The organism is Bradyrhizobium sp. Ken64, assembly GCF_055807555.1.
On sequence record NZ_JBVVPA010000005.1, the window covers coordinates 37,358 to 51,025 of the forward strand.

The 13,668-nt window shown below is 65.9% G+C and carries 13 protein-coding genes and 1 pseudogene; 5 read left to right on the forward strand and 9 right to left on the reverse strand.

The annotated features are described in order from the left end of the window. Nucleotides 1-31: 31 nt before the first annotated feature. Nucleotides 32-1,399: an amidase gene (locus AC0L2F_RS10490; protein WP_473248319.1), complete on the reverse strand. Its 1,368-nt coding sequence runs from the start codon at nt 1,397-1,399 to the stop codon at nt 32-34. Continuing rightward, entirely contained in the window at nt 1,380-2,576 is a 1,197-nt protein-coding gene (locus tag AC0L2F_RS10495; protein ID WP_473248320.1) for an MFS transporter, read from the reverse strand. The genes AC0L2F_RS10490 and AC0L2F_RS10495 overlap by 20 nt, the downstream gene beginning before the upstream one ends. A 26-nt stretch (nt 2,577-2,602) precedes the next feature. Here AC0L2F_RS10495 and AC0L2F_RS10500 point away from each other — a divergent pair, with 26 nt between their 5' ends. Further along, the gene (locus AC0L2F_RS10500) at nt 2,603-2,938 is read left to right on the forward strand and encodes a hydroxyisourate hydrolase (protein ID WP_473248321.1); all 336 of its coding nucleotides are present in this window, start codon (nt 2,603-2,605) and stop codon (nt 2,936-2,938) included. Here the strand turns inward: AC0L2F_RS10500 and AC0L2F_RS10505 are convergent, their stop codons facing one another. The 4 genes from AC0L2F_RS10505 to AC0L2F_RS10520 are packed head-to-tail and all read right to left on the reverse strand — an operon-like array spanning nt 2,939 to nt 6,793. Then, nucleotides 2,939-3,754, reverse strand: a complete 816-nt coding sequence (locus AC0L2F_RS10505; RefSeq protein WP_007608706.1) for an ABC transporter permease — start codon at nt 3,752-3,754, stop codon at nt 2,939-2,941. Beyond that, nucleotides 3,754-4,617, reverse strand: a complete 864-nt coding sequence (locus AC0L2F_RS10510) for an ABC transporter permease (protein WP_473248322.1) — start codon at nt 4,615-4,617, stop codon at nt 3,754-3,756. Before AC0L2F_RS10510 ends, AC0L2F_RS10505 begins: the two co-directional genes overlap by 1 nt. A 4-nt stretch (nt 4,618-4,621) precedes the next feature. Further along, the gene (locus AC0L2F_RS10515; RefSeq protein WP_007608710.1) at nt 4,622-5,668 is read right to left on the reverse strand and encodes an ABC transporter substrate-binding protein; all 1,047 of its coding nucleotides are present in this window, start codon (nt 5,666-5,668) and stop codon (nt 4,622-4,624) included. A 30-nt stretch (nt 5,669-5,698) separates the two neighbouring features. After that, on the reverse strand, nt 5,699-6,793 hold the full coding sequence (locus AC0L2F_RS10520; RefSeq protein ID WP_007608711.1) for an ABC transporter ATP-binding protein: 1,095 nt from the start codon (nt 6,791-6,793) through the stop codon (nt 5,699-5,701). An 88-nt stretch (nt 6,794-6,881) separates the two neighbouring features. Between AC0L2F_RS10520 and AC0L2F_RS10525 the strand changes: the two genes are divergently transcribed. Further along, nucleotides 6,882-8,264: an amidase gene (locus AC0L2F_RS10525; RefSeq protein ID WP_473248323.1), complete on the forward strand. Its 1,383-nt coding sequence runs from the start codon at nt 6,882-6,884 to the stop codon at nt 8,262-8,264. Here the strand turns inward: AC0L2F_RS10525 and AC0L2F_RS10530 are convergent. Both AC0L2F_RS10530 and AC0L2F_RS10535 read right to left on the reverse strand, forming a co-directional pair. Beyond that, nucleotides 8,261-9,010, reverse strand: coding sequence for an aspartate/glutamate racemase family protein (locus tag AC0L2F_RS10530; RefSeq protein ID WP_007608713.1), 750 nt, complete (start codon nt 9,008-9,010; stop codon nt 8,261-8,263). The two genes, AC0L2F_RS10525 and AC0L2F_RS10530, sit on opposite strands and share 4 nt — an antisense overlap. Before the next feature lie 2 nt (nt 9,011-9,012). Next, nucleotides 9,013-9,723, reverse strand: coding sequence for a GntR family transcriptional regulator (locus tag AC0L2F_RS10535; protein WP_473248324.1), 711 nt, complete (start codon nt 9,721-9,723; stop codon nt 9,013-9,015). 205 nt (nt 9,724-9,928) lie between these two features. On the opposite strand from AC0L2F_RS10535, the gene AC0L2F_RS10540 reads away from it, so the two are divergent. The 3 genes and pseudogenes from AC0L2F_RS10540 to AC0L2F_RS10550 form a co-directional block, all read left to right on the forward strand. Beyond that, on the forward strand, nt 9,929-10,669 hold the full coding sequence (locus tag AC0L2F_RS10540) for a maleate cis-trans isomerase family protein (protein WP_473248325.1): 741 nt from the start codon (nt 9,929-9,931) through the stop codon (nt 10,667-10,669). 11 nt (nt 10,670-10,680) lie between these two features. Continuing rightward, on the forward strand, nt 10,681-12,090 hold the full coding sequence (gene hydA, locus AC0L2F_RS10545) for a dihydropyrimidinase (protein WP_473248326.1): 1,410 nt from the start codon (nt 10,681-10,683) through the stop codon (nt 12,088-12,090). Nucleotides 12,091-12,095: 5 nt separating this feature from the next. Further along, nucleotides 12,096-12,631 (forward strand): annotated as a pseudogene (locus AC0L2F_RS10550) (cupin domain-containing protein); the annotation flags it as partial. On the opposite strand, the gene iolG reads toward AC0L2F_RS10550, so the two are convergent. Further along, nucleotides 12,592-13,584: an inositol 2-dehydrogenase gene (gene iolG, locus AC0L2F_RS10555; protein ID WP_473248327.1), complete on the reverse strand. Its 993-nt coding sequence runs from the start codon at nt 13,582-13,584 to the stop codon at nt 12,592-12,594. The pseudogene AC0L2F_RS10550 and the gene iolG overlap by 40 nt on opposite strands. Between the last annotated feature and the right edge of the window lie 84 nt (nt 13,585-13,668).

Below are 13,668 nucleotides of genomic sequence, written 5' to 3' on the forward strand. Positions count from 1 at the left end.
GGGCAATTAGCGCACCGCCCGCCCCTCGGGATTATGTTCGCAACATGGCCTCGATCTCTAGCGCTGCTTCGAGCAGCGTGCGGTCCTGTCCGCGTGCGGCGATGATCTGAAGACCAAATGGAAGTCCGCACCGATCAGTTCCGCAAGGTATCGAGATCGCCGGTAGCCGGGCATGATTGACAAAGGGCGTTAACACCGCGTGCGCGCGCGGGCTCGCCGCACGGCCACCAATCATGTCGGGTCCGAGCTGCGTGAATGGCCAGGAGACACAGGGGACAGTTGGCGCCAGCAGCAGATCGACCTCGGTGAAGAATGCCGCGAAAGCATTGGCGATTGCGGCGCTTGCCAGCAGCGCACCGGCAACGTCGGCGCCCGACCACGACAGCCCTCGCTCGATCTGTCTGGCGATGTCAGGATCGAACACTGTCGGATCCTCGCGGAAGGCGTCTCGATAGAGTGCGGCGAGGCCGGCGTGCTGAAGCGGCATGATGGCCTCTTCCGTCGCGCCCGCCGGCCAGACGGGATCGCGCGGCGCGATGCCGAGGCCTGCGGCGGAGAGGCGCGCGATGGCGAAAACGAGCCCATCAGCGACAGCATCATCGATGGCGACGTCGAGCCCAAGGCGCGGCGAGAACGCGATGCGCAGACCGGCGATGTTTTTGGCCTCTTGAGCGATGCCGGCTGAATCCGGGTCGCGCGGATCGACGCCGGCCATGGCCTCGAACGCCAGCGCGATATCGGCAATGTCAGTGGCGATCGGCGCGATAACGGAGAGGCCGAAGAACGGTTCGGCGAAGCCGGGCCCATAGGGAATCGCGCCATAGGACGGCTTGAACCCGGCGACGCCGACATGGGCCGGCGGCCTGCGGCTCGAGCCGCCCGCATCGGTGCCGATCGCTAGCGGCACGAGGCCGGCCGCAACCGCGGCGGCAGGGCCGCCCGACGAGCCGCCGGGCGTCAACTTTGGATCGAGCGGATGCCGCGTTGGCCCATACAGCGGCGAGGTGGTCACGCCCTTGCAGGCGAATTCCGACGTTGCGCCGATGCCGACCACGACGGCGCCGGCCTTGCGCAGCCGCTCGATCGCAATCGCATCCTGCGGCGCGACGAATTCGGCGAACAGGCGCGAGCCCTGTGTCACACGCCAGTCACGGACCCAGATGTTGTCTTTGACGATGACGGGGACACCGGCGAGCGGCATCGTCTCGCCGGCACGCAGGCGATCATCGACCGCTGCGGCGTCGGCAAGCGTACGCGCGGGAGCGGTCGTCACCACCGCGTTCAGCCCCTTGGCGGCCTCGATGCGCGCAAGCGCAGCCTTGGCGGTCTCGACCGCACTCGTTCGTCCGGCGGAGACGTCGGCCGCAATCTCGCACGCGCTACTTCTTCCCTTTGTCATGGCCTCCCCAGATCAGTGCCAATGTGCCGCAGAGGGCGAGGCACGCCAAGGCGAAGAAGGCGGCACCGAGACTGGCTGCGCTGTCCAGGAGCGACACCAGCGCTGGTGCTGCCAAGAGACCGGCGTACGATGCGGTCAGCACCGCGCCGGTGGTTTCGCCAATCCTGTCCTGCGGGGCGAGGCGTGCGATCTCGGCGACGAAGACACCGTTCCATCCCGAGGCCGTCAGGCCGAACAGAGCTGCAATCGCGAACTGGCCGGTGCGACCGAGTGAGGCGCCATCAAGGCCCAGCAGCGCGGCGCAGAAACTCATACCGAGGCCGATGACGACGAGAACTCCGCGCGAGGCATTGAGGCGCATTGCGACGAAGCCCCAGCCGAGCCGGCCAATCAGGCCGCCGGCCTGGGCGCAAGCAAGCGCCATGCCGGCCTCGACATGGCTGAGGCCGAGCTCGCGGGTGCCGAGCGTGACGAAGAGCGTGTTGAGCGACACCTGCATCGCGCTGAAGGGCATCGAGGCCAGCGCCAGCATTCCGATGCGTCGATCCGCGGTCACCAGTGCCAGCCGCGTGCGGAGGCCAAGCTCCGGCAGTGGCACGACCTTGACGGCGTAGGCCGGCCGGAGGCGCTCGAACCACGCTATCGCCAGCAGCGCACTGGCGCCCACGGTGGCATAGCACCAGGCTGGCCCGAGCGAGATTGCGATCGCGGGCAGAACCAGCGAGCCGCAGACGGCGCCGATCTGGTTTCCGGTCTGGCGAAGCGAGAACACGAACGCGCGCCGCTCGGCCGTCACGAGCCGCGCCAGCAGCGCCGCGCTTGCGGGCGTCTCCGGTCCGAAGGCGAGGCCAAGACAGAGGCCGGCTGCGAGCAGGGCCGCCGTCGAGCCGAGCGAAGCCAGCGCCATGCTGGCGATGATCGCCGCCGCGCAGAGGCTCGCGATCCGCAGCGAGCCCAGGCGGGCGATGAAGCCGCCGCCCCAGAACGAGGCGGGAATGCCGACCGCGAACACGGCGCAGGAGAACATCGAGAGCTGCCAGACCTCGATATCGGCGCGCGGTGCCACCACGCCCGGCGCGAACAGAGCCAGCGCCACCAGCGCCTGAAGCGTGGTCATAGCGCCAAGCGCCGGCAGCAATGCGGGCGCTGGCCGAACGGCCGTGTTTGCGTCTACCATGGCGCTGCGCTCACGGGAGGAACATTGTGGCAGGCGGCATTTCCATTCACGCGGTCGATGTGGCGAGCGGACGCCCGGCGCAGGGCCTGCGGGTCGAGATCTGGCGGATCGATCCGGACTCGCTCCGTATCGCCGACGGACGGCTTGGTGCCAACGGCGTGCTCGATCATCCCGTTGCGCAAGGCGCGGGCGTGACGGCAGGCGAGTACGAGGTCCTGTTTCATCTCGGCGACTTCTTTGCGGACGAGGACGGCTTTCTCACGGTGACGCCGTTCCGCTTTCGCATCAAGAACGTTGACGAGCATTATCACCTGCCGCTGAAATTCACGCGCTGGGGCTATTCGCTGTTCCGCGGCGCCTGATCAGTTGGTCAGCCGCCGCGACAACCCCGTGACGCGCTCCATGATCGCGACCAGCGCGACGGTCGCAATGATCAGCACGCCCGACAGCGCGGCGATGGTGACGTCGAGCTTGCCCTCGAGATCCTGCCACATCCGGATCGGCAGCATGTCGGTGGCGGCGTCGCGCAGGAACAGCGACACCGGCACGTTGTCGAAGGACGACATGAAGGCGATGAAGGCGCCCGCGATGATGCCCGGCCGGATCAGCGGCAGCACGATGCGCCGGAACGTGTAGATGCGGCTGGCGCCCAGCACGGCCGAGCTCTCCAGCAGGGTCGGCTCCAGCTGGGCGAGCGCCGCGATCGTGTTGCGAACGACATAGGGCACGCAGACCACGGTATGGCCGATCACCAGCGTCAGCGGCGACACCGGCAGGCCGACCAGCGAGAACAGCATCAACGCCGCAAGGCCGAAGGCCAGCGCCGGCAGCACCAGCGGCGACATGAACAGGGAATCGAGCAACCGCGCGGACAGCGTCGGCGAGCGCGAGATCGCCAGCGAAGCCGCGACGCCGAGCACGACGGACAGGCCGGTTGCCCACAGCGCCACGATGAGGCTGTTCTTGGCTGCGAAGTGCAGCTGCCAGGCATTCCACAATTCGGCGTACCAGCGCAGTGAATAGCCCGGCGGCGGGAACCGTAGCGAGAAGCCGCTGGTGAAGGAGACGATCAACACCACCAGCGACGGCGCGATGATGATGATCAGCGCGATCACGGCGATCAGACTCATGACCAGCTCGAAACTGAACGCCTCCAGAGTACGCTTGCGCCCGCTCATCACGCACCTCCATAGCCGCGCGACAGGCGGCCGAGCGTGGTGAAGACGGAGACGACCGCGAGCACGGCCAGCAGGAAGATGATCGAGATCGCCGACGCGAACGGCCAGTTTTGCAGCGTCGAAGCCTGCTGGTAGAGATACATCGGCATGAACAGCATCTGGCCGCCGCCGATCAGCGACTGGGTTATAAAGGCCGTGATTGCCGCGGCGTAGGTCAGTGTGCAACCGGCGATCACGCCGGGCAGCGACAGCGGCAGCACGATCTTGAAGAAGGTGCGCCAGCTTCCGGCGCCGAGCGAGCAGGAGGCATCGTCGAGATTGGAATCGATCCGGCCGAGCGCGGTGATCAGCGGCAAGGTCATCAGCGGCATCTGCACTTGCGCCAGTGCGATCACCACGCCGAACTGGGTGTAGAGCAACTTCAAGGGCGTATCGATGATCCCGAGGGATTGCAGGGTCGCATTGATGATGCCTTGGCGGCCCAGGATAACGATCCAGGCGAAGGTGCGTACTACGACGCTCGTCAGCAGCGGCAGCAGCACGATCAGGATGATGATGGTCTGAAGCCGCGGCCCGACCCGCTGATAGAGCCAGGCAATGGGAAAGCCGAGCACGAGGCAGACGGCCGTCACCTCGGCGCCCAGCAGCAGCGTCGAGCCGAGCACGCTGAGGCTGAAGGGGTCGGTGAGAAACTGCAGGTACTGGCCGAACCCCCACTGGAGCGCGGCCGTGTCGTTGTGCAGCGAGAGCCAGAGCAATTGCAGCAGCGGCGCCACGAAGAACACCAGGAAGAACAGCGCCAGCGGCGCTGCCAATCCCATCCCGTAGGAGGTGACGTCCCGTGATGCCGGTGCTGCGCCCATGGCGTTAGATCTTGATCTCGCGGTTGAAGCGCTCGATCCAGGCCGAGCGCTGCTCGTTGATCTTCTTCCAGTCCTGGAACACGAATTTCTGCTTCAGCTCGGCGGTGTCCTTGGCGAGCACGCGCGCGATCTCGCCGCCCATCGCCACCTTGGAATTGGTCGGCACGATCAAATAGGGCGGGTTCATCAGCGTGGTCTGCACCTCGGGCGTCAACGACGCCTCGATCAGCTTGAAGGCAAGCTCGCGGTTGGGCGAGTTCTTGACGATGTGGATCGTGGTCTTGAAGGCGATGGCGCCTTCCTTCGGAGCCACGAACTCGACCGGCACGCCGCGCGCTTTCAGGATCTGGATGGCGTTGAAATTGCCGGGCGAGATATCGATCTGGCCCTGCTGGAACAGGGTGGCGAGCGCGCCGGGATTGGCGGCGACCGCGGCGAGGTTGGGCTTCAGCTCCTCGATCGCCTTGAAACCAGGATCGACATTGGCTTCAGAGCCGCCGCGCATCTTTGCGATCTCGACCAGCCATCCGGTGCCGAGCGTCGAGTTGAGATTGGTGATGCCGACGCGGCCCTTGAACTCGGGCTTCCACAGATCGGCCCAGGAGGTCGGCGGCGTCTTGACGGCTTCCGGATTGTAGGTGAGGCCGACGACCTGAAAGAACGGGGCAGGGCCCATCGGCTCCTGGGCCTCGGCGATCAGGTCCTTGTAGTAGGCGCTCTTCTCGACGGGGTACGGCTCGACAAGGTCCTGGCCGATCGCGACCAGGGCCGGGCCGGGATCGTGCAGCATGACGTCGATCGGCGGATTGGCCTTGGCGGCGTTGACCTTGGCGATCTGGTCGACCGAGAGCATCGGGTCGAGCACCATCGCGGCGTCCGCGTTGGCCTTGCGGAAGGCCGGCACCAGCACGGCCTTGTGCGCCTCCTCCCAGCTTCCGGTGAAGGTCGCAAACACCAGCGGTCGGGCCTGGGCGTAGCTCAATCCGGGAAACGCCTTCATGGCGCCGAGTGTGAGTGCGGTCGTCATCAGGCTTCGGCGGTTCATGATCATGGTCAAACTCCCTCTGGACAAAAACTGGATTTAAAGCGTTGCAGGAAAAGCGTTGGCGAGCGACGGGGCGAGCGGCGCGAGGCGCACCGCGGCGCCGCTCTCCAGGGTGCGCGTCTCGCCGATGCGCGCCTGGGAGATCTTGACGCCGGAGCCGTCCGCGGTGGTGACCTCGTGCACGACCGTGGCTCCAAGCGGCAGCGACATGCCGACCACGCCGGCAAAGCCGGTCTCGTCACCGACGAATTGCAGATGCTCGGGGCGGATGCACACGGTGACGCGGCCACCTTCGGTGAGGGCGCCGCCGGCGGGACGCGCGATGATTTCCGCGCCGGCATCGAGGCGGACTTTTGCTGCCGTCCGATCCGCCGAGAGGACCACGCCGGGCATGCGATTACTGGCGCCGACAAAAGTGTTCACGAACAGGGTCTGCGGTCGGTCATAGACGTCGGACGGCGATCCGAACTGCTCGAGCTTGCCGTGGCTGAGCACCGCGACGCGGTCGGCCATCGACAGTGCTTCTTCCTGGTCATGGGTCACGATCACCGTGGTGATGCCGGAGACGCGTTGCAGCCGCTTGACCTCGATCTGCATGTCCAGCCGCAAATTCTTGTCGAGCGCGGCAAAGGGCTCGTCGAGCAGCAGGATCGACGGCTTGATCGCCAGCGCGCGAGCGAGCGCCACGCGCTGCTGCTGGCCGCCGGAGAGCTGCCGTGGCAACCGTTCCGACATGGTCGGCAGCTGCACCAGATCCAGCAGGCGTTGCGCTTCGCGCTGGCGGGTCGCCTTGTCGATGCCGCGCGCGGCAAGCCCGTAAGCGACGTTCTCGCTGATGCTGAGATGGGGAAACAGCGCGTAGTTCTGAAACACGATGCCGACCGCGCGGCGGTTCGGCGGCAGCGCATCGACGATGTCGTCGCCGACGATGATCCGCCCCTGCGTCTGTGCGATGAAGCCGGCGATGATGCGCAGCAGGGTAGTCTTGCCGCAGCCGGAGGGGCCGAGCAGGGCGATGATCTCGCCACCCTTGATGTCGAGATTGATGTTCTCGACCGCGAGGGCGCCGCTCGGATAGCGGTGGGTGACGGCGTCGACGACGAGCGATCGGCCGCCTTGCGCTTCAGCCATGATGTTGCCTCCCATTCTCCCGAGGAAGAAAGCAAGTCTCGTGCCCGGGCTGGTCGCTTTTCGCTGCGAGATTTGGCATGGTGGGCCGATGACGTCGATTTGCGATCTCACCGCCACGGCTCTTTCGCGCGCCATCGCCAAGGACGAACTGTCCTCGCGCGAGGTTGTCGAGGCGCATCTCGAACGGATTGCGCACCAAGACGTGCAATTGGCGGCATTCGTGACTGTCGATGCCGACGGCGCCCGCCGTGGTGCGCAAATCTGCGATGCCGCGCCCGCGCCGATCGGCCCGCTGCACGGTGTGCCGGTAGGGATCAAGGACCTCACGGACACGGCGGGGCTCGCGACCACCTGTGGGTCGGTTCTGTTTCGTGATCACGTTCCGGCCGAGGACGATCTCGTGGTCGCGCGGCTGCGGCGTGCCGGCGCGATCATCTTGGGGAAGACCAACACGCCGGAATTCGGCTTCGGTGCGGTCTGCACCAACAAATTGTGCGGCCCGACCCGCAATCCCTTCAATCCCGCGCTGACCTCGGGTGGATCCTCCGGCGGCTCCGCGGTTGCGGTCGCGACCGGCATGGTGCCGCTGGCCCATGGCACCGATTTCGGCGGCTCCGTGCGCACGCCCGCAAGCTTTTGCGATGTCGCCTCGATCAGGCCAACGCCCGGCCGGATTCCGTCGCATCGCCGCCCGCTCGGCTGGGACATGCTCGCCACCCACGGTTTTCTGGCCCGCGGTGTCGACGATCTCGAACTGGCGCTGTCGGTCTTTGCGGGAGGCGATGTGCACGACCCGCTCTCGATGGGCGTCGTCAATGACGAGCGGCCGGTTGCAATCCGTCCCCGGATCGCAGTGACGCCCGATTTCGGTGTCGCGCCTGTGGCGCGCGATGTCCGTGCGCGGTTCGCCGCGGCCTGCGAGGCACTCGCGGTCGTTGCCGATGTGGTACCGTCCGCGCCCCATTGCGGCGGTGCGATCGAGACATTTCGGACGCTGCGCGCCGCGCACATCGCCAACAGCTATGGCGAGCTGCTGAAGGCGCGCCGCGCCGAGCTCACGCCCACCGTGATCTGGAATATCGAGGCGGGCGCAAAGCTCTCCGCGGAGGACTATCTCAACGCCGAGCGGCGCCGCACCGGCATCTACCGCAGCTTTCGCGAGCTGTTCAGCCACACCGATTTCCTGGTGGCGCCGGCGGCGTCCGTCTTGCCCTGGCCCAATGAAATCAGCGACGTCACCGCGATCGATGGCGCTGCGCTGGAGACGCCGATCGATTATCTCGCCGTCACCTTCATCGTGTCGCTGGTCGGTTTCCCGGTCCTGACCCTGCCGGCGCCGCGAGCGGAGAACGAGCTGCCGTTCGGCATCCAGATCATCGCACCACCGGGATGCGAATCCCGCCTGTTCGCCTTCGGCCGTGTCATCGAGAACGAACTCAGTTTTTCCCATAGCTGGCCGAAGCTCCCCTAGCTGTCGCGATGCTCGAGCCGGGCGGCGAGCGCATCGGCAAGGCCAATGGTGGGTTTGGCGGCGGGGCGGCGGTACGTGCCTTCGGTTGCCTTGCGCAGGCGCAGCGCCACCAGCGCCTCGGCCTGCTTCACCGAGGCTATGACTTGATCGACCACGGGGACGGGGATCCGGTCGGCGACTCGCTCAGCGAGGCCCGAGAGCGGCGCACCTGCAAAAATCAACACGTCCGCATCGTCTTCCACGATCGCGCGCCGGGCGAGATCGACCAGCACATCTTCCTTCTCGGTGCCGACCTCCGAGATCGCCTGGAACGGCGTATCGAGCATGCGGATACCGGCGCAGCGCTCCCACAGCCCGTGGGCGCGAACGCATTCCTCGTACCAGGGGCCAAGCGCCTGGGCGAAGGTGACGATGGCGAAACGCCTTCCGGCCATGCAGGCGGTCAGCATTGCCGCTTCCGCCATGCCGACCACGGGAATGTCGAAGGTCTCGCGCGCGGCGAACAGGCCGGGGTCGCCGAAGGCGGCGATGATCGCTGCGTCGACCTTGCGATGCTGCCCGGCCAGCATCTCCAGCGCAATGGCACCGCCGATCTGTGCCTCGGTGCGTGTCGAGATATAGGGCACGCCGCGGGTGGCGGTGCAGGGGATCAGCTCGGTCCCGGGCCCTGCCGCGCGCTGCCCGACATCCGTCATCAACTGGGTGACTGCGGTGCTGGTGTTCGGGTTGAGCAGCAGCAGCTTCATGATTACGCCGCCGTCTGCTTGGCTTGAGAGGCCGCGATGACTTCGAGCAGCGCCGTGCCGGTGCGGCGGACATGGGCGCCGAGCAGGCGTCCTGCGGTTTGGCTGTCGCGCGCCTCGAGCGCGGCAAGGATGCCGGCGTGCTCGTCGACCGAATTGCTCCAGCGCCGGTCGGCGCCGAGCGCGAGGTAACGCGCGCGCTCGGCGCGGGAGATCAGCGTCTCGTGCGCTTCCCGCAACGGCGTGTTGCGCGCCATGCGGACGATGGTGTTGTGAATCTCGCCGTTGATGGCGAAGTACTCGTCGAGCTTGCCGTTGCGATGATGGCCTTCCATGCGGGTCTGAAGCGTGCGAAGCCGGGCGAGATCACGCTCGGTGGCGCGCTCCGCGGCAAGCTCGGCGGCCAGCCGCTCGATCCCGGCCAGCGCCTCGAACAATTCGGAGATGCCGTCGACCGCGATATCGGCGATGCGCGGGCTGCGGTTGGGGCGCAGCTCGATCAATCCCTCCGCGGCCAGCACCTTGATCGCCTCGCGCAGCGGCGTGCGCGACACCCCGAGCTCCTTCGACAGTTTTGTTTCCTGGGTCTGCGATCCCGGCGGCAGCTCGCCACGAATGATCATCGTCCGCATCCGCGCGGCCGCGCGCTCATGCAGGCCCATCCGCTTGAGCTTGGGCGACTTTCGGCCCGGAATCGGTTCGGATTTCTGCTGCACGCCGACCTTCCTGCTGACGTGCGATCGTAGCCAATTTCCATCATGTGAGGTGCCCAAATAGAAGACGTATGTGGCTCAAAACACGTGCATATCGAATAAATTGTATGCAGCATGCAGATTGCGGGTTGCGTGGACGGATGCGGACGCGGATGATCTTTTGAGGAAGCGGAGGAGCGCTTTCGCCGCAACGGAGCGACTGCGATCGATGTCAATTTTGCGCAAACGCCTCGGCATGATCACGCCGTCTTCCAATTCGGTCCTGGAGCCCGTCACCAGTGCGATGCTCGCCGGCGTCGATGGCGTCAGCGCGCATTTCTCACGCTTTCGCGTCACCGAGATTGCACTCGACGTCGCCGCGCTGAACCAGTTCGACGCCTCGGTGATGCTGCCGGCGGCGGACCTGCTGGCTGATGCGAAGGTCGATGCCATCGCCTGGAACGGTACCTCCGCAAGCTGGCTCGGCATCAGCCGCGACCGGAGCCTTTGCGAGGCGATCACGGCGCGCACAGGCGTGCCTGCGACAACGTCGACGCTTGCTTGCATCGATGCCGCCCGTGCGCTCGGCGCCAAACGTGTCGGCCTGGTCTCGCCCTATACCGACGACGTGCAGCGGCGGATCGGTGACGTCTGGGCCGAGGAGGGGGTCGCCCCGCACGCGGAGCGGCACCTCGGACTGCGTGACAATTTCTCATTCGGCGAGGTCGCGCCTGCGACGATTGCTGGCATGATCCGCGCTGTGGCGGCTGACGGCGCCGATGCTGTCGTCATCCTCTGCACCAACCTCGACGGCGCCGCCCTGGCGGCCTCGCTCGAACGAGAATTGAATGTCGCGGTGCTCGATTCGGTAGCGGTCACGCTGTGGCGAATTCTGAAGCTCGCCGGCGGCGACGCCGGGGCTCTTGCCGATTGGGGACGGATCTTCCAGACATCGGCGGTCATCAAGTGACGGAGACTCCTGTGACGCAGCTCGACCTCGCCATTCGCGGCGGCACCATCGTGACGGCTAGCGACGAGTTTCGCGCCGATATCGGCATTCGCGACGGCCGCATCGTCAGCATTGCCGATCATATCGAGAGTGCTGCCCGCGAGATCGACGCGACCGGGCTGCTGGCGCTGCCGGGCGGGATCGACAGCCATGTCCACATCTCGCAGGCCTCCGGCCCCGACGTGGTGATGGCCGACGACTTCGCCTCGGCGACCCGTTCGGCAGCCGCCGGCGGCAACACCATGGTCCTCCCGTTTGCGCTTCAGGAGAAAGGCACGTCGCTGCGGGCCTGCGTCGAGAACTACCGCAAGCTCGCCGAAGGCGAGTGCTATATCGACACGGCGTTCCATCTCATCATCTCCGATCCGACCGCGGTCGTGCTCGGGCAGGAGCTGCCGGCGCTGGTCAAGGACGGCTACACCTCATTCAAGGTGTTCATGACCTATGACGACCTCGTGCTCAGCGACCAGCAGCTGCTCGAGGTGTTCGAGGTCGCGCGCCGCGAGGAAGCGCTGGTGATGGTCCATTGCGAGGGTTACGACGCCATCCGTTTCCTGACCTCCAAGCTGGAACGCGAGGGCCATATCGCGCCCTATTATCACGGCGTCTCGCGGCCACAGGCGGTCGAACGCGAGGCCACGCATCGCGCCATCAGTCATGCCGAGGTGATCGGCGTTCCCATCATGATCGTGCATGTCTCCGGGCGCGAGGCGATGGAGCAGGTGCGCTGGGCCCAGCAGCGCGGATTGCCTGTCCATGCCGAGACCTGCCCGCAATACATCACGCTGACGGCCGACGACATGAAGGGCCTGAACATGGACATGTCAGGCGCGAAATATGTTTGCTCGCCGCCGCCGCGTGACGTGGAAAGCCAGCAGGCGATCTGGGAAGGCATCACCACGGGAGTGTTCCAGACCTTCTCGTCCGATCATTGCCCGTTCCGCTACGACGATCCCAAGGGCAAGCTGACGCCGAACGGCCGCACCTCGTTCCGCTGGGTGCCGAACGGCATTCCGGGTGTCGAGACCCGGCTGCCGATCCTGTTCTCCGAAGGCGTGTCGAAGGGACGAATCAGCCTGCAAAAATTCGTCGAGCTGACCGCAACTAACCATGCACGCATCTACGGCCTCTATCCGCGCAAGGGCTCGATCGGCGTCGGCTTCGATGCGGATATCGTGCTGTGGGACCCCAAATTGAAGAAACCTATTCGGCAGGCCGATCTGCATCACGGCTCGGACTACACGCCATGGGAAGGGTTCGACGTCACGGGATGGCCGGTAACCACGATCGCCCGTGGCCGGGTGGTGTACGAACACGGCAGGATCGTCGGCGCCAAAGGCGGAGGCGACATTCTCAGCCGCGGCAGGTCGAGCCTGATCTGATCGGGCTCAACCGCGTTGTGGCGACCAGTGGTCGTTATTTCGTCGGCGACTTCATCGGCGAGTTCGAGCCGGGCAATCTCGTGCTGACCGGCCCCAACCTGCAGCACAATTGGGTGAGCGATCTGCCGCCGGGGAGCACCATCCCGCTGCGCGGACGTATTCTGCAGTTCAGCGAAGAATTCATCGGCGACCTGATGAAGGTCATGCCCGAGCTCTCGGGCCTTGCTGCTATGCTGGAATTCTCGCGGCGCGGCGCGCTCTTCACCCGCAGCAGCAGCGACAAGATCGCTCCGCTGATGGAGGAGATCGCGACGGCGAACGGTGTGCGCCGGATCGAGCTGTTCCTGATGATCCTGGGAACGCTCTCCCGCGCCCGAAGCGCGCGTCCGCTCTCGAGCCCGAACTATTGCCCGACCCCTCGGGATACATGTCCGCGGGGATGAACAAGGCGCTCGCCCTGGGCCGCGGAGCGGCGCAGCAAGAGTTCGGTCGGAGTCATCGTCAGGCGGCCATGATGGCGACGGGGCGGCCAGTGCGGGCGGATTCGGTGGCTGCGTCGGCGAGCATCTGGGCGCGCAGCCCGTCGAGACCGGTCGGAGAGGGCGCAGCCTTGCCAGCACACGCATCGATGAAGGCAGCGAGTTCGGCGCGATAAGCGGCGGCATAGCGTTCGAGGAAGAAGTTCTGCACCGGATCGGCACGGAAGCCCTCGTTGGTAGCGATCTCGACGGTCGTCTCGTGGATGTTGCCGGCCCTCAGCATTCCCTTCGAGCCATGCACCTCGATGCGCTGGTCGTAGCCGTAAGTGGCACGGCGCGAATTCGAGATCTGCGCGATGCGCCCGCTCGCCGTCTTCATCAGCACGGCGGCGGTATCGACATCGCCGGCTTCGCCGATGGCCTTGTCCACCAGCGCCGAGCCAAGCGCAAAGACCTCGACCGGCTCCTCCGCCAGCAGAAAGCGCGCCATGTCGAAATCATGGATCATCATGTCGCGGAAGAGACCGCCCGAGCGTTTCACATAGTCGACCGGCGGTGGTCCGGGATCGCGCGAGATGACGCTGACGATCTCGATCTCGCCGGCCTGGCCGCTGCGCAGCCGCTTCTCCAGCGCCGCGAAGTTCGGGTCGAAGCGGCGGTTGAAGCCGATCATCAGAGGCTTGCCTGTTTTCTCGACCGTGGCCAGGCAGCGGCGAATGCGGCCCGAATCAAGATCGACTGGCTTCTCGCAGAACACTGCCTTGCCGGCCGAGACGGCGGCTTCGATCAGGTCGGCATGCGTGTCGGTCGGTGTGCAGATCAGGATGGCGTCGATGCCGGAATCACTCATGATCGCATCCGCATCGGCCACTTTCGCGCCTGCAGCCTGCGCCAGCGAGGACGCGGCCTCGCTAGAGGCGTCGGCCACCGCGACGAGCCGTGCATCGCCGCGCGCCGCGACATTGAGGCCGTGAATGCGCCCGATCCTGCCCGCGCCCAGAATTCCAAACCGCATTGTCATCATCATTGCTTGACTATTTGAATAAGCATTCCATTCTCTGCGCCGCCTAGTCAAGGTCGGACTGCGTTCTTCTCATTC

Bases quoted from the DNA above. Each gene is read 5' to 3' on its own strand.
- AC0L2F_RS10495 (WP_473248320.1), bottom strand. From the start codon at position 2,576: ATGGTAGACGCAAACACGGCCGTTCGGCCAGCGCCCGCATTGCTGCCG.
- AC0L2F_RS10505 (WP_007608706.1), bottom strand. From the start codon at position 3,754: ATGAGCGGGCGCAAGCGTACTCTGGAGGCGTTCAGTTTCGAGCTGGTC.
- AC0L2F_RS10530 (WP_007608713.1), bottom strand. From the start codon at position 9,010: ATGAAGCTGCTGCTGCTCAACCCGAACACCAGCACCGCAGTCACCCAG.
- AC0L2F_RS10540 (WP_473248325.1), top strand. From the start codon at position 9,929: ATGTCAATTTTGCGCAAACGCCTCGGCATGATCACGCCGTCTTCCAAT.
- AC0L2F_RS10525 (WP_473248323.1), top strand. From the start codon at position 6,882: ATGACGTCGATTTGCGATCTCACCGCCACGGCTCTTTCGCGCGCCATC.
- AC0L2F_RS10520 (WP_007608711.1), bottom strand. From the start codon at position 6,793: ATGGCTGAAGCGCAAGGCGGCCGATCGCTCGTCGTCGACGCCGTCACC.
- AC0L2F_RS10510 (WP_473248322.1), bottom strand. From the start codon at position 4,617: ATGGGCGCAGCACCGGCATCACGGGACGTCACCTCCTACGGGATGGGA.
- AC0L2F_RS10515 (WP_007608710.1), bottom strand. From the start codon at position 5,668: ATGATCATGAACCGCCGAAGCCTGATGACGACCGCACTCACACTCGGC.
- iolG (WP_473248327.1), bottom strand. From the start codon at position 13,584: ATGCGGTTTGGAATTCTGGGCGCGGGCAGGATCGGGCGCATTCACGGC.
- AC0L2F_RS10490 (WP_473248319.1), bottom strand. From the start codon at position 1,399: ATGACAAAGGGAAGAAGTAGCGCGTGCGAGATTGCGGCCGACGTCTCC.